Here is a 19,695-nt window from a genome sequence, read left to right on the forward strand (position 1 = left end):
ATGAACATCCACGAATACCAGGCCAAGGAACTGCTCGCGAAATTCGGTATAGGCGTGCCCACCGGCTATCCGGCCATGAGCGTGGAAGAAGCCGTCGAAGGCGCGAAGAAGCTGCCGGGGCCGCTCTACGTGGTGAAAGCGCAGATCCACGCCGGCGGCCGCGGCAAGGGCAAGTTCTCCGAACTTCCGGCCGATGCCAAGGGCGGCGTCCGGCTGGCGAAGTCCATCGAACATGTCGAGCAGGACGCGAAGGACATGCTCGGCAACACGCTCGTCACCGTGCAGACGGGTGACGCAGGCAAGCAGGTGAACCGTCTTTATGTCACCGACGGCGTGGATATCGCCAAGGAATACTACCTGTCGATGGTGATCGACCGCGAGACGAGCCGCGTTGCCATGATCGTTTCCACCGAAGGCGGCATGGATATCGAGGACGTGGCGCACAACACGCCCGAGAAGATCACCACCATCACCATCGATCCCGCCACCGGCTTCATGCCGCACCATGGCCGTGCCGTGGCCTTCGCACTCAAGCTGGAGGGCGGTCTCGCCAAGGAAGCGCAGAAGCTTTCCAAGAAGCTCTACGAGGCTTTCACGAAGCTCGACTGCGCCATGCTGGAGATCAACCCGCTGGTGGAAACCGAAGGCGGCGAGCTGCTGGTGCTCGACACCAAGATGAGCTTCGATTCGAACGCGCTCTATCGCCACTCCGACGTGGAGGAAATGCGCGACGAGACCGAGGAAGACCCGATGGAGGTCGAGGCGGGCAAGCACGATCTCGCCTACATCAAGCTGGACGGCAATATCGGCTGCATGGTGAATGGCGCGGGCCTGGCCATGGCGACGATGGATATCATCAAGCTGAACGGCGCTTTCCCGGCCAACTTCCTGGATGTCGGCGGCGGTGCCACCACCGAGAAGGTGACCGCCGCTTTCAAGATCATCCTGTCGGACCCGGCTGTCGAGGGCATCCTCGTCAACATTTTCGGCGGCATCATGAAGTGCGACATTATCGCCGATGGCATCGTGGCCGCGGCGAAGGAAGTGAACCTGTCCGTTCCGCTGGTCGTGCGACTGGAAGGCACGAACGTGCAGCAGGGCAAGGACATCCTCGCCAATTCCGGACTGCCGATCATCCCGGCGGACGACCTTGGCGATGCGGCGAAGAAGATCGTTGCCGAAGTGAAGCAAGGGGTGTTCGCATGAGCATTCTCGTCGATAAGAACACCAAGGTCATCACGCAAGGCATGACCGGCAACACCGGCACCTTCCACACGCAGCAGGCGCTGGATTACGGCACCAAGATGGTTGCAGGCGTCACCCCCGGTAAGGGCGGTTCCGAGCACCTCGGCCTGCCGCAATTCGATACCGTGCGCCAGGCGAAGGAAGCCACCGGCGCGACGGCTTCGTGCATCTACGTGCCGCCGCCCTTCGCGGCTGACGCGATCCTCGAAGCGATCGAGGCCGAGATCGAGCTGATCATCACCATCACAGAGGGCGTTCCCGTGATGGACATGGTGACCGTGAAGCGCGCGCTGACCGGCAGCAAGTCGCACCTGATCGGCCCGAACTGCCCCGGCGTACTGACCCCGGAAGAGTGCAAGATCGGCATCATGCCCGGCTCCATCTTCAAGAAGGGCAGCGTCGGCGTCGTCTCGCGCTCGGGCACGCTCACCTATGAAGCCGTGCACCAGACCACCGCAGTCGGCCTTGGCCAGACCACGGCTGTCGGCATCGGCGGCGATCCCGTCAACGGCACCAACTTCATCGACGTGCTGGACATGTTCCTCGACGACGATGAAACCAAGTCGATGATCATGATCGGCGAAATCGGCGGTAGCGCCGAGGAAGAAGCGGCCGAATTCATCAAGCAGGAAGCTGCCAAGGGCCGCCGCAAGCCGATGGTCGGCTTCATCGCCGGTCGCACGGCTCCTCCGGGTCGTCGCATGGGCCACGCTGGCGCTATCGTGTCCGGCGGCAAGGGCGGTGCGGACGACAAGATCGCGGCGATGGAAGACGCGGGGATCCGCGTTGCCTCCTCCCCCAGCGAGCTGGGCACCACGCTCGACGCATTGCTGAAGGAACTGGCGTAGTCAGTGGGCAAATCTGCGATCAGGCATTGCGAAGCGCAAAGCGCGAAAGGAACAAGATGGCAGAACATTATGATGTTGTGATTGTGGGAGCTGGGCACGCCGGCTCCCAAGCTGCGATCAGCCTGCGCCAGAACGGCTTCGAGGGCTCAATCGCGCTCTTCGGCCGCGAGGAGGTTCTTCCTTATGAGCGACCGCCCTTGTCCAAGGAGTACATGGCGCGAGAGAAAGAGTTTGAGCGGATCCAGCTCCGTCCAGCCAAGTTCTGGGCGGAGAAATCGATCGCGTTAGAGCTCGGTTGCGAAGTTGTGAGTGTGAACTCCGTAGCCAAGATTGTCCTGCTCGCCGACGGTGAGGAGGTGTCGTACCAAAAGCTGATCTGGGCTGCAGGAGGGGCCCCGCGTAGACTCAGTTGTCCAGGTGCGGGGCTCCGCGCCATCCATGCGGTAAGAACGAAGAGCGATGTCGACCAGATCATGGCCGAGATCGACGCCGGAACCAGGAAAATCGGGGTCATCGGTGGCGGCTATATCGGTCTCGAGGCTGCCGCTGTTCTGCGCAAGCTAGGCCACGATGTCACACTGGTAGAAGCATTACCAAGGGTCCTCGCGCGCGTTGCCGGCGAAGAAATTTCGGACTTCTATGCCGAGGAGCATCGGAAACACGGTGTCGACGTTCGGCTCGCTACCAGCGTTTCATCGCTTGACGGCAAAGACGGCAGAGTTTCCAGAATCTGCCTCGAAAACGGCGAAGGTTTCGCGTGTGATCTCGCTATCGTCGGAATCGGGATAGTCCCTGATGTCGATGCACTGATCGGGGCAGGTGCGCAGTGTGATAACGGAGTGAAGGTCGATGCCTATTGCCGAACCTCTTTGCCCGGTATCTATGCAATTGGCGATTGTGCCCAGCACAAAAACGCGTTTGCCGACGGAGCAAGCATTCGCCTCGAATCGGTCCAGAATGCGAACGATATGGCAGCAACCGCAGCGAAGCACATTTGCGGCAAGGCTGAACCCTATTCGGCCCTACCGTGGTTCTGGTCCAAACAGTTCGATCTCAAGCTGCAGACTGCCGGTCTTTCGATCGGACACGATCGAACCGTCGTGCGAGGTGATCCTGCGGAACGCAGTTTCTCGGTCATCTATCTCAAAGGCGGGCGCGTTGTTGCGCTCGACTGCGTCAATGCGATGAAGGACTATGTCCAAGGCCGCAAACTCGTGGAAGCGCGCGCGGTTCTGAGTGCTGAGGATCTCGGCGACACCTCTCGCCAGCTGAAAGAGCTGCTCTAGCTCGCCGATACCTCTCCATTCATTCAGCATAATTGCAATAACCCTTATCTTCGCTCGTATAGAGCTTTGTGTAGTCCGGTTGCGCCAGCGTTGCCCCGGATGCAAGGCGCTGGGGTAATGCCAACTTGGACTGATCAGAACCTACGGGCCCTTTGGTGGCGACCGGTGGTCATGATGCGCCACGACTGATCGACGAGCTTGTTCCAGGCCTCGCAGCAATGGCCGACGATGTTGTCGTGAAAGGTGAAGATGCGGTTGGAGGGCCAGTTGTCGCGCATGAATTGCCAGACGTTCTCGATCGGGTTCAACTCGAGGCACTTGGCCGATAGCGCGACAATGCTGATGTTGGCAGGCTTCTTGAGCTTACCGGTCATGTGCCAACCGGGCCGCGCCCACCCAGACTCCAAGCGCGATCTCGGCAGGTGCAGTGTCACTGTTTCGAGGATGCAAAAGGGTACCCTCCTCGGGACAGATGGCCCCGAAGATATGGGCTGATTTGGTGCGCTGGGCCTTGGGTGCAGATGGCCGCGTGCCGCGCGGCGGCCAACAGTGCGTGATGGTGTTCTTCTGCCCAACGCGCGCGCGGTCCTGAAACCATATTTTTATTGGCGTGCCCTGCGGGAGGGTGGCCCGGATCTCTGCCACTGCCGAGGCAAAGCCCCTGTTGTAAATGCCTCCACGGCGTGTCCGTTCTGCGCATGGGGACGGGGGCGGGCGGTCAGCTTCACATAGCCCAGTTTTCTTCAGTTCGCGCTTGACGGTCGTCGCATCGAGCGACACCGCGAACTCTTTATAGAGCCAATGCGTCAGGTCGATCATCCGCCAGCGCACGGCACCATGGATCGTGGGGATCGGCCCGCGCTCGACCGCCTCGACCAGTGCGCGTCGCTGCGCATCACTGAGGATCGACGGGGCCTTTCCGTCCAGTCGCCGAAGCGCCGGTCCGTCGAAATCATCCCGCAAACCATTCGCTTGACCCATTATCGCGTTCTCCTGATGCAAGTCGCTATTGAATTAAACTTTCGCCATTTCGCGAATCCCCAAGTGAGTCAGATTCAACAAAGGTTGGTATACGTCAGAATTGGCAATGAAGGCACGCCCGAAGGAGACTGCTTCAGCATCGCCATTGGTGATAAGGTGAGCGGGTCCTGTCATACCAAACGCACCGCTGGCCAACGGCGAATCCAGCGTAGGGTGGACGGCTCTTTCAAAGCAAACTGGCTGCGTAGGCCACCAGTTCTTAAACTACTCGATCGATCCTCGCGTTCAGTTTCTGCTATAGCGTGAAATTAGCGAGTGTTTGCATGGCGGCACTGCTAAAAAATATATGTCAGACATTGCGCTAAAGCATACAAGTCTTTCGCAAGAAGTTAGGATAACGCGATGGAAACACAGATGCGGAAATACAAGAGATATGAATACGTCCTCGAAGACAAGGATGACATGCTATATTTGCTGGAGGAGGTGAACAGGATCGCTCGACGGAGATTCGACTCTCTCGTCGCGGAGCTCGACCTTAATCAAACACAATGGCGGATCATCGCGTGCTTGTTGCGGGAACCCACGCTATCACAGAGTGAGATTTCTCGCCTGCTCGAACTTGAATCGGCGACGATAGGACAGGCTGTCTCAGTTTTGGTTGAAAAAGGTTTGATCGAGCGAGAGCGGGCAGCGCACGACCGAAGAGTGTGGAATCTTCACCTCACCGAGCAAGTAAGAACCATCTGGCCGGAACTGCGCAAAGCGGCAGATCGACTTCACGAAATTCTTTGGAAGGGAATGTCGGCGCCTCAAATCCACCTCCTGCATAAGATGCTTCGAAAAGTTGCCGAGAATCAGAAGCAGGCCGACACTTGCGCAGCGAGCCAATGAAGCGTGATCTGGAAAACAGTGTCGGTGAACTGACACGGCTAGCAGAACTCGGTCAGATTTTCGCCCGGCATGGTCTGAAAAATCTCGGAAGCTTGCTTGGTATTATGCCGGTTTCGGAGAAGGAGCCAGATACCGAGGACTTGCGTCCTGCATCGGTGGTGGCGCTGTTGCGCGATGTCGGCCCTGTCGGGATAAAGCTTGGCCAGCTCCTGGCGACCAGAAGCGATCTCTTTACACAACCCTGGATTTCCGCGTTCGGCACTCTCCACGACCAGGTTGAACCGCTGCCGTTCGATAAGATTGAACCGGTGATTGTATCGGCTTGGGGCAGCGACTGGGAACGTGAATTCGCGGCTTTCGAGAGAAACCCGATCGCCTCAGCCTCTATCGCGCAGACTTATGTCGCAACCCTGCTGGACGGAAGCGAGACTATCGTGAAAATCCGCCGACCCGGCATGGCGTCCAGGATCGAGGCGGACATGAGGCTGTTGACACGGCTCGCTGGCCTCGCCGAGCGTCGGTCAAGCGACATTGCCCGCTATCGACCCGTGGAATTCCTTCAGACATTCGCCAAGAATTTAGCGCGGGAGATGGACCTGGCGGCAGAAGCACGTGCCTGTGAAAGGATTGGCGGTTATCTGGAGATGCTTGGGGTGAAGACGCCCGCGATCCACTGGGAACTCACAGGCTTGACGATCAATGTGCAAGAAGCCCTGGGCGGAAAACCCGCGTCGCGGCACCCGGCAACTGATCCGGCAGGGAATGCCCAGTTCGCGAAGCGCTATGCCGATGCAGTGCTACGGATGATCCTTCTCAATGGAGAGTTTCATGGCGACCCGCATCCCGGCAATGTTTTCTGGATGGAAGGGAACCAGGTAGGCTTTATCGATTTCGGCTCAGTGGGCTTTCTCAGCGGCGCGCGGCGTCAGGAAATCGTCCGACTGATTTTCGCTATCGCGAACGAACAGATAGACAAGGTGGCCGATGTGCTGCTCGACTGGGCAGGCAATCCGCTCGTGGAACGCGCGCAATTGGTGATGGACCTGGATGAGTTGATCGCGGAATTTCGCGGCACAGCTCTTGCGGGGATAGAATTCGCGGCAATTTTCGATCAAGTTTTCGGATTGTTGCGCGATTATCGCCTCGTATTGCCGCCCGACCTCGCTATTTTGCTGCGTACCTTGCTTACCGCAGAGGGCTTCGTTCGCTCTTTGGCGCCGGACTACAATATCGCCGAAGAAACGAAGCCGATCGTGATGCAATTGTTTGCCGAGCGATTTTCGATCGGAGCTGCGCGGAATCATTTGGCTAAGGTCCGCAGTGGCCTGCTTGATTTCTCGGCATCGCTACCCGAGCTAATCGAGAACGTTGCCTCGGTCGCTCGATCGGGTACGATTCAGGTGTCCATCGACCCAGCCAGTCTGAACCATCTGACGCGGGAAGGGCACCGCAGCACCCCCGTCAAGGGTCCCGTGGTCGCCGCGTTGATCGTTTCTGCCGCATTGCTGGCCGACCAATCGTTGTTACTGGCAGGAATTGTTGTGGCTTTCGCGGTATTCGCTCTTGTTCGAAAATGGAACTGAACGAGTCTTCTGCGGAGAACGATTCGATGACGGCCGGTCAGCATCTGATTCAGACAGAACAGGGCAGAGTAAGTTTGACCGAACGGAAACCGGTTAAGTCAGGGCCTGCCGGCACCTTGCTGCGGGTGCGTGACAGGCCAGAGTATCGGGTTCTAGGCCGGGGTTGACAAAGTGGATTGCAAATCGGACTGAGTTATTAACCAAGACTGCTTGTTGTTAAGCAGTCATGGGTCGCGGTAATTTGTGTTCCGCGGAATACGAACTGATCGGGCCACTGCTGCCGCTCAAACGAGCACTTAAACGAGGTCGCTGGGCACAACCATCAGGAGATATTGGCTATACCTGATTGCCATACTTCACGTGTGCGGGTCGGCTGCTCCCAGCGCAACATACACGATCAAAACAGCAAGTGCAACTCGGTCTACGTGCGCTCCTCGCGCTGGGCCAAGGGGGCGGCAGGGATACACTACCGCAATCGCTGGTCGACCTTGGTCGAGTATTTGAAAGAACATCTTAAAAGATACCAATTGATCTCGTGGTAAGGCGCGATTTTCAAGATCCTCTGGGTCCCATCGGCCTCCCCCCTACCATCGCAGTATGCCACCCTTTACTCAAAAGATTCTTAGGTGAAGGGGGCGCAGGGAGGGACCGAGGCTTGCGATAAGAAGTCGATCTGTTCATTTCTGTTCACGACTAGGCCGCATCGACATTAAGCTGTCCGTTGTCTGAACATTAGTCACAACTCGCGGCGTAGGATTGCGAGTGCGGATTTCGTCTGATGGTTATTTTTTGCGGCGAGCTTGCGGTGTTGCAAGCGCCAATATTCGAGTGTCTCTCGCTCGATCCTTTCGCGTCGTTTGGTGATGGCAGTTGACTTACCGAAGTAGGCATCGGCGGGTGTCAGGTTGTCGAGGCTCTCGTGGTAGCGTTGGTGGTTGTAATGCTTGACGAAGGCCTCGATCTGGTGTTCCAGATCGCCGGGCAGGAAGTAATTTTCGAGGAGCAGGCGGTTCTTCAGGGTCTGGTGCCAGCGCTCGATCTTGCCTTGGGTCGGGGGATGGAAGGGTGCGCCGCGCACGTGGTCCATTTGCTTGCCGTTTAGATAGTCGGCCAGTTCTCCGGCGATGTAGCTGGGGCTGTTATCGCTGAGCAGGCGCGGCCTGTGCAGGACATTAGCGTGGTCGCAGCCTGAAGCTGTCAGAGCCATGTCGAGCGTGTCAGTGACGTCCTCGGCTCGCATTGTGGTGCAGAGCTTCCAGGCAATGATGTAGCGCGAGAAGTCGTCGAATACGGTGGACAGGTACATCCAGCCCCATCCGATGATCTTGAAGTGGGTAAAATCAGTCTGCCACATCTCGTTGGGGCGCGTGGTCTGCGTGTGGAACGCTTGGGCGGCCTTGATCACCGAATAGGCCGGGCTGGTGATCAGATCGCGGGCCTTCAGGAGCCGATAGACCGTGGCTTCCGACACGAAGTAGCGCCGCTCTTTGATGAAGCGCACCGCCAGCTCGCGCGGAGATAGTTCGGTCTGCTTCAGCGCTATCTCGAAGATCTGGTCCTGGATATCGTCTCCGATGCGGTTCCATGCCCGGCTTGGCGCTGAAGGGCGGTCCTGGAGCGCCTCCGGCCCGCCTTCGAGGTAACGCTAATACCAGTGATAGAAAGTCTGCCGAGCGATGCCGAGTTGGTCCAGCATGCGTTTGGCGGGCAGACGCGCCTGCTCGACGATCCGGATGATCTCGAGCTTCTCGGATGCGGAATATTTCATTCGTCTTCTTCCCCATCCGCAGTCATGCGGGACTGTCAGCAATTCCGTGTGTAGGCGGGCATAATGGGTGAAGGGAGTCCCACTATGTTCCAACGCAAAGAACCTGCGATACCGAATGAGCTTCTTGACCAGTTATTGGCAGGCGGTGCCGCCAGCGCCGCTTTCGAACTAGGCGGCTTGCTGGATTCTCTGAAGAAGGCGCTGACCGAGCGCGCCTTGAATGCGGAGACGGTTCATCGTCTGACCAGCGATGAAGAGGCCGGGAACACGCGCAATGGCTATGGCCGCAAGAGCGTAATCACAGATGCCGGCAAGCTGGAGATCATGTTTCCGCGAGACCATCAGCCGAGCTTCGAGCTGTAACTGATCATGAAGTACCAGCGCCGTTTCCCTGGCTTCGATGACAAGATCATTTCGGTGTATGCGCGTGGCATGAGCACCCGGGAGATCACCAGCATCTGTACGATCTATATGGCATTGACGTGTCGCCGGACCTGATCAGCACCGTGACCGACGCCGTGCTCGACGAAGTCGCCAGCTGGCACCAGCGGCCGCTCGATCCGGTTTACCCGCTCGTCTTCTTCGATGCGATCCGGGTCAAGATCCGCGATGAAGGCATGGTCCGCAAAAAGGCCATCCACATCTCCCCGGGTGTCCGCGCCGATGGCGCCAACGAGGTGCTCGACCACGCTACCTGGCGTAGGACCGATCGTCGCGACCTCCTTGGTGGCCGCGATTGACGATGGCCGACACTTCAAATCAAGCCGGAGCCCTCTCTGCCTGGATAGGTCTGGTGCCGCGACAATACACGACCGGCGACAAACCAAGGCTTGGCGGCATCGGAAGCAGGGCCAACCATTATCTCAGACGGCAACTTATTCACGGGGCTCGATGGACATTGCTAAGGATCAGCAAGCACGAAGACCCGCGATCAAAATGGGCGCAGGACCTGCTATCTCGAGCTGGGCACGACAAGACGCTCGTCGCCATGGCGAACAAGACGGCTCGCATGGCATGGGCGATATTGCGCAGCGGAGAGAGCTACAAGATCGCGTGACCATGGCTCAGCGCTGAGCGGGATCACGAATGGCTTCAAATGCGAGGTCAAGACTTGATGGTGTAACGGCACGGTCCGTCGCTTCACAGCCTGTGAGGAACGATGGCCTTCGAGGGCGCTCATCTTAGAAGGCACTGAACCGCGCGGATTCCCATCATGGCCAGAAGCAAATTTGCTTCGATCGATAGGCCGGATAGATTCACGCATCCAATGCCGCAGCACGATCAAAAATCCACCTTGCGCGGGAGGCGTCCATAGATTCGTTCCTTCCCCACTACGAGGAAGCCCAAATCCTTCCTTTAATCACAACCTCAAGACAGTGCCATTGATGCTGACGGACACAGGGAGTCCGGCCACTGCGAAGGCCAGATTCTACAGATCCTTACGCTCGCCCTCGGCCATCGGAAGGCTGGACACCTCCACGGCAGCCCTTCAGTTCACGGATGGCCCACCTGCACACAAGATCAGTGCCGAAAGCATTTGCGTGCAATCGAATATGCCGACCATTCAGTGGGGTCGGCCCACAAGTCAGAGGGGAGATCGCTCGAGAATTAGAAGAACCATTACTATCACGCCCAGTTGCAATCTTAGAAATTGTCCATACCTATGCGCATGGTTATGTCCAGACAAGGGAGACTGAATTGGAGACCATGAAAGCTTGGATCGTCAGGAAATATGGCAAACCAAAGGAAATGATCTTGAACCAAACTGCCATACCAAAACTCGAGGTAGGGCAAGAGGATCGAGCGGATACGCTAGTCAAAATTGAAGCGGCAGGTCTAAATTTCGCCGACGAAATCGCTATTGCAGGAAACTATCAAGATCGGATCGAACCTCCTTTTATCCCGGGCAACGAGCTAGCGGGAACCGTCGTTGAGACTATCAAAGGCTCAAAGTTTTCTCCGGGTGACAGGGTGGCAGGCCAGATCCGCAATGGCGCCTTTGCACAATACTGTGCCGTCCCTTCCGATCGTTTGATGGCAATAGGAGATCTGCCAGCCCCAATTGCGGCCGCTCTTCCGGTTTCCTACACCACCGCCCACATCGCCCTTTTCGTGAAAGGCAATCTCAAAAGGGGAGATACAATTTTAATCCATGCGGCGGCAGGCGGATTGGGCTTTGCTGCCACTCAACTTGCAAAGACCGTGGGAGCCCGCATCATTGCTACGGCAGGGGACGAAGATAAGCGGAGAGTAGCGAAAGAGAATGGAGCGGATCATGTGATCGATTACCGTCAGAGTGATTGGCCTGAGCAAGTCAGAGCCTTTGCTCCAGATGGGGTCGATATAATCCTGGATCCGGTTGGCGGAGAAACCTCGGAACAAAGCTTGCGCCTTTTGGCATGGGAGGGCAGGCTGTTGGTATGCGGCTTTGCAGGTGGCAAGATTCAGGCTCTCAAGGCGAACTACATGCTGGTTAAATCCGCCAGTGTGCACGGTGTATACTGGAGCTTCGACCGCGCGCCGGAAGCGATCCGCACCATACAGCAGAAACTTGTCGAGCAATGCTCCCGAGGTGAAATTCGCCCCTTGATCCGGGATTTGTATCCAATGGAAGATCTCGTGGCAGCTATGGAATCGCTGCGCTCACGGCGAACAGTAGGCAAAGTGATAATTGCCACGTCAGGCCCGCACCAAAGGCAAGGATGAACTTGGCGTCAATTATCTGAAGCACAATGCGATCGCCGGTCGCCGATTCCTTTTAGTCCGTCTTTGTCGCCCATCTGGACCAATCGGTCCAGTGGCACCTGGTCGGAGAGACTGTGCAGGTCATGGGGTTGGCAGGCCGCGTTATCGTGCGGCATGCCGGCGGAGTAGTCGCCGACCTCCTGGTTCGCGAAGGGTACCGTCAGCCGGTCGCTGACAAAGCCCACTTAACAGGGTCGGTCGGCGCTTGTCCCATCCGCGAACTACCGCCCCCGCCCGTGTAAACGTCGGCTTTGTTGCGGCCGCTCGGAGATTATGAAGCGGTTGTTGGGGGGAGGCTGGAGATGGCGCCGATCGATCATGACGCGGTTTTAGCGATGCTCGACCGGCTCAAGCTTACTGCGATCCGCGACCAGCTTAATACGCTACTGGACGAAGCCGCCCGCTCGGAAATGACCTTGCGCGAGTCTCTGACCTTCTTCGTCTAGCACGAGATTGCCTCGCTTGACGAGCAGCGCATCACCGTGGCCAGCAAAATCGCACAGTTCCCATTCGTGCATGAGCTCGACGGCTTCGAGTTTGATGCCTAAGCTTCGTCGGATCCCGGCCAGATACGGGCACTGGCGACCTGCCGGTGGATCACGCATGGCGACACGACGCTGCTGCTGTGCCCGCCGGGAACCGGCAAAGCATACCTCGCGGTCGCATTGGACCCGGGAAGCCAGTCGGCAGAACTACTCGGCCCAGTTCGTTACCGCAGCAACTTGGTGGCGATGCTGGTCAAGGCGCATGACGAGGGCCTGTTTGACGAGCAAATGACCTAGTTCAACCACCCTAAGTTGCAGGTCGTCGACTAATTGGGCTATCTGCCGTTCGAGGCCACGCCGCCCATCTGTTCTTCCACCTGTCTCACGGCGCTACGAAAAAGGCTCGATCCTGATCACTTCAAACTGATTGGTGGGCGAATGGGCTGCGTCTTCGGCGATCCTGTCGCTGCCTCGGCAATGCTCGACAGACTGGTGCACCGTTCCACAGTCATTACCATCCGCAGTGACAGCTATTGGCTTCGCTCAGAACCAGCAACGCAACTGCTCCACGAAAGGGGGGCAGTTCTTCACTTCGTCCACGGGGTCAAATCCTTAGTTCGTTTGACACCTCCTGCATCACTGTCTTCTCATCCATCATCGTAACGTCTGTGCTTTGCCCATGAAGAGTAATTAAGGACTTCAGCCCCAGCGAATGCGGGAGTTTTCAACGGAATACGGGCTCTTAGCGGGCATCGATCTTGGCTAGTTTCCCGGAAGTAAAGATGCTTTCTCGAGTCCCTAAGAAGGCATCAAACCAGTACATTAAGCGCCATTTGCGGGCCTTTTGAGGGCTTTTTGGCCAGAGCGAATTTACTAAGTCTCTGAAACTAAGAGGGAAAAAAGAACGAATTTGATGCCTCTTCTGGGCACCAAATTCCTAAATGGCGCAAAGCCGCCATTTTTTAAGCACCCCATTCGAGCCGCCTCATAACATTCCTGTCAGTAGAGATCGCAGTATCGACTTCGCGGCTCTATCTCGCCATCTGCTGGGTGGGAGACGCGCATGCATGCTCGGGGAACCGGACGAGGCAGGCAGCCTTTGCTATCGACGAACGAGGGTCCGCCTCGCCTTGTCGATCAAGAGGATCGCGAGCAGTGAGATGCCGAATAGCGGCAGAAGCAGCGCTAGAATGGCGACCAGGGCGATGAGTGGACGAGGCAGACGTCCACCGCGGTGCGGTGCTGCCAATTTGCCTGTTGGTCGGCGCTTTAGCCATAGAGCTACGCCGAGCACGGATAGTGCAATCAATGCCAGGGCAGTGAGCAGTCCCATAATCTGGTTGGCGAGGCCGAACAGGGCGCCCTCGTGCCACGCGATGCCGATATTTACTGCCTGGTCGATGGGATGCTTGTCGGCGAAGCCGCTGCGCGACAGCTCTGCTGCGGTTTGTGGATCGTAGGTAACAGCGCGCACGAGCGGTCGGTTCTGCGTCCCGGACTTCACGGTCCACTCATCCCCCGTAGGTGGGGCGAAGCTCTGGGGAGCGTGTGGCGGCAGCACCAGAACCGGGAAGGCCATCGCCTCGGCTTCGGCCCGCGCGACGAACGCGGAGAGCGGCAATGATCGTGCAGGCACTTCAGGCGGCGGCGTCGTGGCCGGAGGCTCGGCGCCGTGATTGTGCGCCACCGGCGCGGCGATGGCGGCCTCGTCCGCGCCGACGCTCCATTCCTGTGCGCCCTGCACAAGGCCAAGTTCGGCGCGGGCCCAGGCGAAGGCACTGCCCCAGGTGCCCGTCCACGGAAGACCGCTGGCGAGCATCAGGAGCACCAGCCCCGCGATCCAGAAACCGGTCACCCGGTGCAAATCCTTCATCAGCGCACGGCCCCTGAGCGTGAAACGGGGCCACAATATCCCGCCGGCGCGAGACGGCCTCGGCCACCACAGATAGAGTCCGGTCAGGATCATCGCGATGGTCCAGCTCGCCGCCAGTTCCACCAATCGGTCACCCCAGTCGCCCATCAGCAATGATCCATGGAAGCGCGACACGACATTGGAAATCCGCTCCGCCGGATCGAGAGCGCCGAGCACCTGCCCCTGGGGTGAGACGAATACTTCGGTCAGCGATCCATCCGGCAGTCCCATCTGCACCATCGCGGCATCGCCCGGGTTTTCGGGCAGCCGGTAATGGTTGAACGCGCCGGACGGCAAGACTTGTTGCACCGCTTCCAACTGACGGTCGGCCGACACCGCGTCCTCCAGCGAAAGGCCGCGATAATCGCGTTCCTCCCACCGGTCGATCTGCGGTTTGAACAGATAGATCGCGCCGCTGACAGACAGCAGCAGCACGAAAGGCAGCACGAACAGACCGGCATAGAAATGCCAGCGCCAGATCATGCGATAGGTCGCGGTATCGGCCATGGTCGTCCTCCCCTTAGAACCGCGCGCGAACGCCGCCGAAGACGGCGCGCCCCGTTCCCGGGTTGAAGAGTTCCGAAGTCGGAGAAGCCGTGCCGGCAACGGCGACTGTCGATATGTATCGCCGATCGGTAAGGTTGCGGCCCTCGAGGTAGAACGACAGGCCCGAACCGGTATCGTATCCGGCCTTGAAGCCCAGCAGGGCGTAGGGATCGACCGTGAGCGTGTTCGCATTGTCCGCGAAATAGCTTGCCGGCACCCACTCCAGACTTGGGCCCGCATAGAAGCCGCTTCGGTGCGCGAAGACGATTTCGGCATTCAGGATATGCGATGGGACGCCGGGCAATTCGTTGTCGCCGTAGATAGGATCGTCGTCGAAGCTAAAGTCGCTAAAGGTGTAGGCCCCCGTCAATGCGAGCGTGTCGCCTTTCGTGCCGATTGGGATCGACCCGCTAAGCCCGGCTTCGATACCCTGGTGGACCGTTCGCGGTGCGTTGACGATGCTGCACGCGCTGAACGGACCGGTGGTGAGGCATTGCAACTCGTCGCGCAGTTCGGACCGGTAGAGTGCCAAGTCCCAGCCGATTCCGGCGACTTTGCCGCGTGTGCCGACTTCGTATGTCGTCGCCCGCTGCGCCTGGAGGTTTACGGCCGTGGTGACATTGGCATCGTAGCTCGGCACCTCCGCACTGCGCGAGATATTCGCGAAGACCTGCGCCTCTTGCGTAACGTCCCACAGGACCCCGAATTTCGGACTCCAGAGGTCGAACACGCGGCGGCCGGATTGATCGCCGTTGGCCAGGAAGCGGTCTTCCCGGTCGCGGGTGGTATGCAGATACTGGACACCGGCAATCAGCGCCAGATCGGACAGAACGGACAGCGAATTCTCGGCATAGATCGAGAAGTTGCCCGAACGGTCGATCATAGACGCTGCGAGCGGGCCTTTCACCGCTCCGGGCTGGTTCACGAACTGCTCGGTATCGATGACGCCATTGTGCAGGTTGATCCCGGCGACAAGACGGTTCTCGAACCCGCCGAGCGATCGTTCATCCACCGCGCGCGCGAACACGCCGTAGTCGTCGACGGTGTAGTCCAGATACTGGTAGATCGGGTGGTCGACATGGCGCCAGTTGTAGAACGCGCCGACATCCACTGCGGTACTGCCGAACGCGAAGCCGGTCTTGTTTGAAATCCGTATCGAATCGACATTGCGCTGCTGGTCCTGAAGGACCCACACGGGATTCGCAGCGCGTGGATCGTTCAGCGCGGTGTCCTTGCTCACCTCGCCGGGAATGCGCTGATCGGTGCTCGCGGCGGTCACGTAGAAGCGGGTCGCCGCGCCTTCCGAGAAACGGTAGCCGAGATTGGCGTTCGCGCGGACTGCGTCTCCCCCGCTGTGGTCGCGATACCCGTCGATCGTCTGCACCGAGGCGGTGACGAAATAGTCCAGGTCGCCCGACACGCCGCCGGTGCTGGCTTGACTCTTGACGTAGCCGAAGCTGCCAGCATCAACTCGGCCCTCGAAGGTTGCCGCATCCCGGCCTGTAGGGGTCACGAGGTTAATCGCTCCGCCCAGAACGTTGGCCCCGTAGCGCAGGGCATTCGAACCGCGATAGACCTCGACATATCGATAGGCGCTCGGATCGATCTCGAAGAAATCCATCAGACCGTCGGAAGTGTTCATGGGAATGCCGTCGAGAAGAACGGCGATACCGCGCACCCCATAGGCGCGTGACAGGCCGGATCCGCGGATGGAAATGCGCGCGTCGTCGCCCATGCGGCGCTGGGTGATGACACCGGGAGCGTAGCGAAGAATGTCCTCGATATGCTGGACCGGGGTGTCCTTGAAGTCTTCGTCCGAGATGATGTCGACCCCGCCGGGGGTGCGTTCGAGAACGGTTTCGACCTGTTCGATGGTTGGAGTGCCGGTCACGATGATGGTGCGCTCTGGTCTCCTATCGGCAGCAGTGTCTTCGATCGTGGTGTCTTCGGTGGTGGTGTCGTCGGTGCTTGCAAGGGCAGGCGAGGCGGCAGCCAGCGTGGCTGCGCCCAGCGCAAGATGCGAAATCTTCACGTATTTTCTCCGATGCGCGGCGCGGCCGGGAATTGGAACTCCGACCGCGGTGCGCGTGATCTGAATGGAATGGCGGTGTCAGATCGACGGAGGCGGACCGCGCAGCGGCGGGCGAAGATACGGCGCCTCACGAAGCTGCAAGGGTCGGACAATACTGAGGCCGAGCAGGACGGCATAGGCCGTGTCTGCTGCCCGCAGGGTTTCATCGGCAGAAGGCAGTGCGAGCTTGGCAGCGCTTGCCAATGTGCAGTGCCCATCGCTTGCCGTAACCGGCGCAGTGCCGTCGTCATCAGGGTGGCCCATGGCAGCATGATCCATCGCCATGCTGCCATGCATCTGATGCTCTTCACGCGATGCGGCGACTGCACGGGCCAGCGGATGCGTTTCTGGGCAGACAATGACCGTCGGCAACCCGCCATCGGTCGCCGAAATCATGTAACCCGAGGGTGCCAGCGCATTCAGTCCAAAGGCCAGCAGCAGGATGGATATCATCCTCCAGGGCGGCGACCGCCGTATATGCTGTAGCGCTGGCATCGGGTCGGCGCCCTACTTGGAAACCGCGCGCGCGTCACCCCGTATCGGACAGGTTGAAAGTGGCTGCTCGGGATTTACCCGAGGGTATGGTGCGGGGCGCTGGAATGCGGTGCGTCACCTACAGGTCCGGCAGTTGTTCGCCGTACAGGTCTCGCATCTCGCGATGCTCCCTAGTCGCTGCGTGCCGGTCCGGGGCCTTGTTTTTCGAGATCGTAAGGCACCACGCTGCGCCTGTGGTGGTCTATCGCAATCGCATGATCGCTGGGCGGGTAGGCGCGTTGATCGCAGTCTGCGCGTGGACAGATGCGGCAGGATGGCCCGATCGGGGTGGCACTGCCTGCGGGCGAGGTGTCGAGGGTATCGGCGTATATGAATTCGTCGGCGTGCTTTGCCTCGCAGCCCAGCGCAACGGCATAGCGGCGGGGCTGGCGATCGAACCGTCCGGTGGTTTTCACCAGGCCCTTGGCCATCGAGACGTAGCGGACACCATCGGGGGTTTCTGCCATCTGGACCAGTACGCGGTCGGGAATGGCCACCGCCTCGTGCACGATCCACAGCGGGCAGCCACCACCGTAGCGCGCAAACTGAAGCCGGGTGGCACTATGCCGCTTGGTGATATTTCCTGCCATGTCGACGCGGCAGAAGAACACCGGCAGGCCCCGGGATCCGCTGCGCTGCAGGGTCGACAGGCGGTGACAGGTCTGCTCGAAACTCGTCCTGTAGATCGAACTGATGCGGTCGACGTCGTTGCGATATTCGCGCGCAGTGCGACGAAACCTCTCATAAGGCATCAGGATCGCGCCTGCCGCATAGTTCGCCAGCCCCAGCTTCAGCAGTGCGCGCGCAGTTGCGGTTCGCAAGCCCGAACTGGCCGCAATATCGTCGATCGGCTCGCTAAGCGAGCAGGCTACCAGGTGGCATGCCAGTTGAAAGCGAATGCCTGCGGCTGGCTGGCCGGCATCGATGACGAGAGTTTGTGTCGAGGCATCGTAGGCGCGCAATGTGTCGCTCTGATCCAGAACCACGTTCACGCCGTGCAATTCCTGCAGATAGTCGCGCAGGGACCCCGTGCTGACGTTGTGGGTGTCATCGGCCATCGCGTGATGCAAGGCCTCGGCCTCGCGATCCAGCCTGTCGACATAGTTGTTCGACAGGTGGAACCAGTCCCGCACCTCTTCCCAGGGCAAGCGCGAGCCGGTCGGGCTTTCGGCGGATATCGCCTCGTCGACGATTTCCAGGCGCTGGCTCGTGCGGCGATAGATTTCGTGCAGTTCCACGAACCGCCGGGCGAACGCGGGTTGCTGTTCGGCAATGCGCGTAAGGGTCGCAGGCGGCACCGGATCGGCGAACACCGGATCGGCGACCGCCTGGCGCAATGCGTCTGCAAGATGCTCGGTCTCGTCGAGTTCGAAGTCCTGCCAGTCGACCGGGAAAAGCGTCGCCAGCTTCTCCGCCAGTCTCGGGGTCAGGGGGCGGTCATCGTGTTCGAGCTGGCTCAGGTATGACGAACTGATCGCGAGCAATGCTGCCAGGTCGGTCTGCTGCAGGCCCTTCCTGTTTCTGAGTTTCCTCAGCTGGCTTCCGGCGAAGATCCTCGGGCGCTGTGTCATCGCGAGAGCGTAGTTTGCAAAGCTCCCTTTTGCAATTTTGCAAATTAACATTGGACTGCGTTACGGATGGGTTTCACTCCGCCCCATTCGCAACAGCAGCAAGTGTTTTTTATGTCCGCCAATATAGCCGAGATGGAACGTCGCCGAGAAGCCGCCCGGATGGGCGGTGGCCAGAAGCGTATTGATGCGCAGCATGCCAGGGGCAAGCTGACCGCGCGCGAGCGGCTGGACGTGCTGCTGGACGAGGGCAGCTTCGAGGAACTCGATACCTACGTCGAGCACGACTGCGTCGATTTCGGCATGCAGGACCAGAAGATACCGGGCGACGGTGTCGTGACCGGCAGCGGCACGATCAACGGGCGGCTGGTCTATGTCTTCAGCCAGGATTTCACCGTGTTCGGCGGCTCTCTCAGCAAGCGTCACGCGGAGAAGATCTGCAAGGTGATGGACAATGCCATGAAGGTCGGCGCGCCGGTGATCGGGCTCAATGACAGCGGCGGGGCGCGCATCCAGGAAGGCGTGGCCAGCCTTGGCGGCTATGCCGAGGTGTTCCAGAAGAACGTGCTGGCATCGGGCGTCATCCCGCAGCTCAGCCTGATCATGGGGCCGTGCGCGGGCGGGGCGGTGTACTCACCGGCCATGACAGACTTCATCTTCATGGTGAAGGACAGCTCCTACATGTTCGTGACCGGGCCCGAGGTGGTGAAGACCGTCACCAACGAGGAAGTCACGCAGGAAGACCTCGGCGGCGCGGTGGTGCACACGACCAAGACGAGCGTTGCCGACCTTGCTCTCGAGAACGATATCGAGGCGCTGCTGGCCGCGCGCGAACTGATCGGCTTCGTGCCGGAGAGCAACCGCGACCCGCTGCCGCACCTGCCGACCGACGATCCGTGGGACCGGCGCGAGGACAGCCTCGACACGCTGATCCCCGCCAGTTCCAACATGCCCTACGACATGCACGAACTGATCCGTAAGGTTGTCGACGACGGCAACTTCTTCGAGATCCAGCCAAAGCACGGCGCGAACATCATCACAGGCTTTGGCCGGATCGAGGGCAAGCCCGTGGGCTTCGTCGCCAACCAGCCGATGGTGCTCGCCGGCGTGCTCGACATCGACGCCAGCCGCAAGGCGGCGCGCTTCGTGCGCTTCTGCGATGCGTTCAGCATCCCGATCGTCACCTTCGTGGACGTGCCCGGCTTCCTTCCCGGCACGAGCCAGGAACACAA

The 19,695-nt window shown here is 59.4% G+C and carries 15 protein-coding genes and 5 pseudogenes; 13 read left to right on the forward strand and 7 right to left on the reverse strand.

The annotated features are described in order from the left end of the window. From sucC to D2V07_RS17440, 3 genes are read left to right on the forward strand one after another with little or no spacing between them, the layout of a single operon-like run. Positions 1-1,206: an ADP-forming succinate--CoA ligase subunit beta gene (sucC, locus tag D2V07_RS17430; protein WP_119588184.1), complete on the forward strand. Its 1,206-nt coding sequence runs from the start codon at positions 1-3 to the stop codon at positions 1,204-1,206. Continuing rightward, positions 1,203-2,093 (forward strand): succinate--CoA ligase subunit alpha, encoded by an 891-nt coding sequence (gene sucD / locus D2V07_RS17435; RefSeq protein ID WP_119588185.1) that lies wholly within the window; start codon positions 1,203-1,205, stop codon positions 2,091-2,093. The genes sucC and sucD overlap by 4 nt, the downstream gene beginning before the upstream one ends. A gap of 56 nt (positions 2,094-2,149) precedes the next feature. Continuing rightward, on the forward strand, positions 2,150-3,379 hold the full coding sequence (locus D2V07_RS17440) for an NAD(P)/FAD-dependent oxidoreductase (protein ID WP_119588186.1): 1,230 nt from the start codon (positions 2,150-2,152) through the stop codon (positions 3,377-3,379). A 134-nt stretch (positions 3,380-3,513) separates the two neighbouring features. Here D2V07_RS17440 and D2V07_RS18745 read toward each other — a convergent pair whose 3' ends face one another. Both D2V07_RS18745 and D2V07_RS17445 read right to left on the reverse strand, forming a co-directional pair. Then, on the reverse strand, positions 3,514-3,753 hold the full coding sequence (locus D2V07_RS18745) for a hypothetical protein (RefSeq protein WP_119586694.1): 240 nt from the start codon (positions 3,751-3,753) through the stop codon (positions 3,514-3,516). Then, a complete protein-coding gene (locus D2V07_RS17445) occupies positions 3,743-4,360 on the reverse strand; it encodes a hypothetical protein (protein WP_199698830.1) in 618 nt (205 codons plus the stop codon). The genes D2V07_RS18745 and D2V07_RS17445 overlap by 11 nt, the downstream gene beginning before the upstream one ends. Positions 4,361-4,762: 402 nt before the next feature. Between D2V07_RS17445 and D2V07_RS17450 the strand changes: the two genes are divergently transcribed. Next, the gene (locus D2V07_RS17450) at positions 4,763-5,251 is read left to right on the forward strand and encodes a MarR family winged helix-turn-helix transcriptional regulator (RefSeq protein ID WP_233548502.1); all 489 of its coding nucleotides are present in this window, start codon (positions 4,763-4,765) and stop codon (positions 5,249-5,251) included. Continuing rightward, positions 5,248-6,834 (forward strand): ABC1 kinase family protein, encoded by a 1,587-nt coding sequence (locus tag D2V07_RS17455; protein ID WP_119588187.1) that lies wholly within the window; start codon positions 5,248-5,250, stop codon positions 6,832-6,834. Before D2V07_RS17450 ends, D2V07_RS17455 begins: the two co-directional genes overlap by 4 nt. Positions 6,835-7,570: 736 nt before the next feature. Here D2V07_RS17455 and D2V07_RS17460 read toward each other — a convergent pair. Continuing rightward, positions 7,571-8,644 (reverse strand): annotated as a pseudogene (locus D2V07_RS17460) (IS3 family transposase); the annotation flags it as partial. A 42-nt stretch (positions 8,645-8,686) separates the two neighbouring features. Here D2V07_RS17460 and D2V07_RS17465 point away from each other — a divergent pair. The 7 genes and pseudogenes from D2V07_RS17465 to D2V07_RS19180 all read left to right on the forward strand — a co-directional run. Continuing rightward, a pseudogene (locus tag D2V07_RS17465) lies at positions 8,687-9,285 on the forward strand (transposase); the annotation flags it as partial. Positions 9,286-9,289: 4 nt separating this feature from the next. Beyond that, positions 9,290-9,659: pseudogene (locus tag D2V07_RS17470) on the forward strand (transposase); the annotation flags it as partial. A 692-nt stretch (positions 9,660-10,351) separates the two neighbouring features. Next, complete coding sequence (locus tag D2V07_RS17475; protein ID WP_233548503.1) at positions 10,352-11,308, forward strand: NADPH:quinone oxidoreductase family protein; 957 nt, start codon at positions 10,352-10,354, stop codon at positions 11,306-11,308. Beyond that, a pseudogene (locus tag D2V07_RS18945) lies at positions 11,277-11,589 on the forward strand (hypothetical protein); the annotation flags it as partial. The gene D2V07_RS17475 and the pseudogene D2V07_RS18945, both read left to right, overlap by 32 nt. Positions 11,590-11,649: 60 nt before the next feature. Beyond that, positions 11,650-11,793: a hypothetical protein gene (locus D2V07_RS19090; RefSeq protein ID WP_199698831.1), complete on the forward strand. Its 144-nt coding sequence runs from the start codon at positions 11,650-11,652 to the stop codon at positions 11,791-11,793. Between the two features lie 117 nt (positions 11,794-11,910). After that, a pseudogene (locus tag D2V07_RS19175) lies at positions 11,911-12,129 on the forward strand (ATP-binding protein); the annotation flags it as partial. A 141-nt stretch (positions 12,130-12,270) separates the two neighbouring features. Continuing rightward, a complete protein-coding gene (locus D2V07_RS19180; RefSeq protein WP_407641608.1) occupies positions 12,271-12,495 on the forward strand; it encodes an ATP-binding protein in 225 nt (74 codons plus the stop codon). 439 nt (positions 12,496-12,934) lie between these two features. Here the strand turns inward: D2V07_RS19180 and D2V07_RS17490 are convergent, their stop codons facing one another. The 4 genes from D2V07_RS17490 to D2V07_RS17505 form a co-directional block, all read right to left on the reverse strand. After that, positions 12,935-14,251: a PepSY-associated TM helix domain-containing protein gene (locus D2V07_RS17490; protein WP_119588190.1), complete on the reverse strand. Its 1,317-nt coding sequence runs from the start codon at positions 14,249-14,251 to the stop codon at positions 12,935-12,937. 13 nt (positions 14,252-14,264) lie between these two features. Beyond that, positions 14,265-16,322: a TonB-dependent receptor family protein gene (locus D2V07_RS17495; RefSeq protein WP_119588191.1), complete on the reverse strand. Its 2,058-nt coding sequence runs from the start codon at positions 16,320-16,322 to the stop codon at positions 14,265-14,267. 78 nt (positions 16,323-16,400) lie between these two features. After that, positions 16,401-16,814, reverse strand: coding sequence for a hypothetical protein (locus D2V07_RS17500; protein ID WP_119588192.1), 414 nt, complete (start codon positions 16,812-16,814; stop codon positions 16,401-16,403). Positions 16,815-17,026: 212 nt separating this feature from the next. After that, complete coding sequence (locus tag D2V07_RS17505; protein WP_119588193.1) at positions 17,027-18,466, reverse strand: helix-turn-helix domain-containing protein; 1,440 nt, start codon at positions 18,464-18,466, stop codon at positions 17,027-17,029. A 111-nt stretch (positions 18,467-18,577) separates the two neighbouring features. Here D2V07_RS17505 and D2V07_RS17510 point away from each other — a divergent pair. Beyond that, positions 18,578-19,695, forward strand: a 1,118-nt coding sequence (locus D2V07_RS17510) for an acyl-CoA carboxylase subunit beta (RefSeq protein ID WP_147367062.1), incomplete at its 3' end; no start/stop codon positions are given.

Source organism: Aurantiacibacter zhengii (assembly GCF_003584125.1).
Lineage (GTDB): Bacteria > Pseudomonadota > Alphaproteobacteria > Sphingomonadales > Sphingomonadaceae > Alteraurantiacibacter > Alteraurantiacibacter zhengii.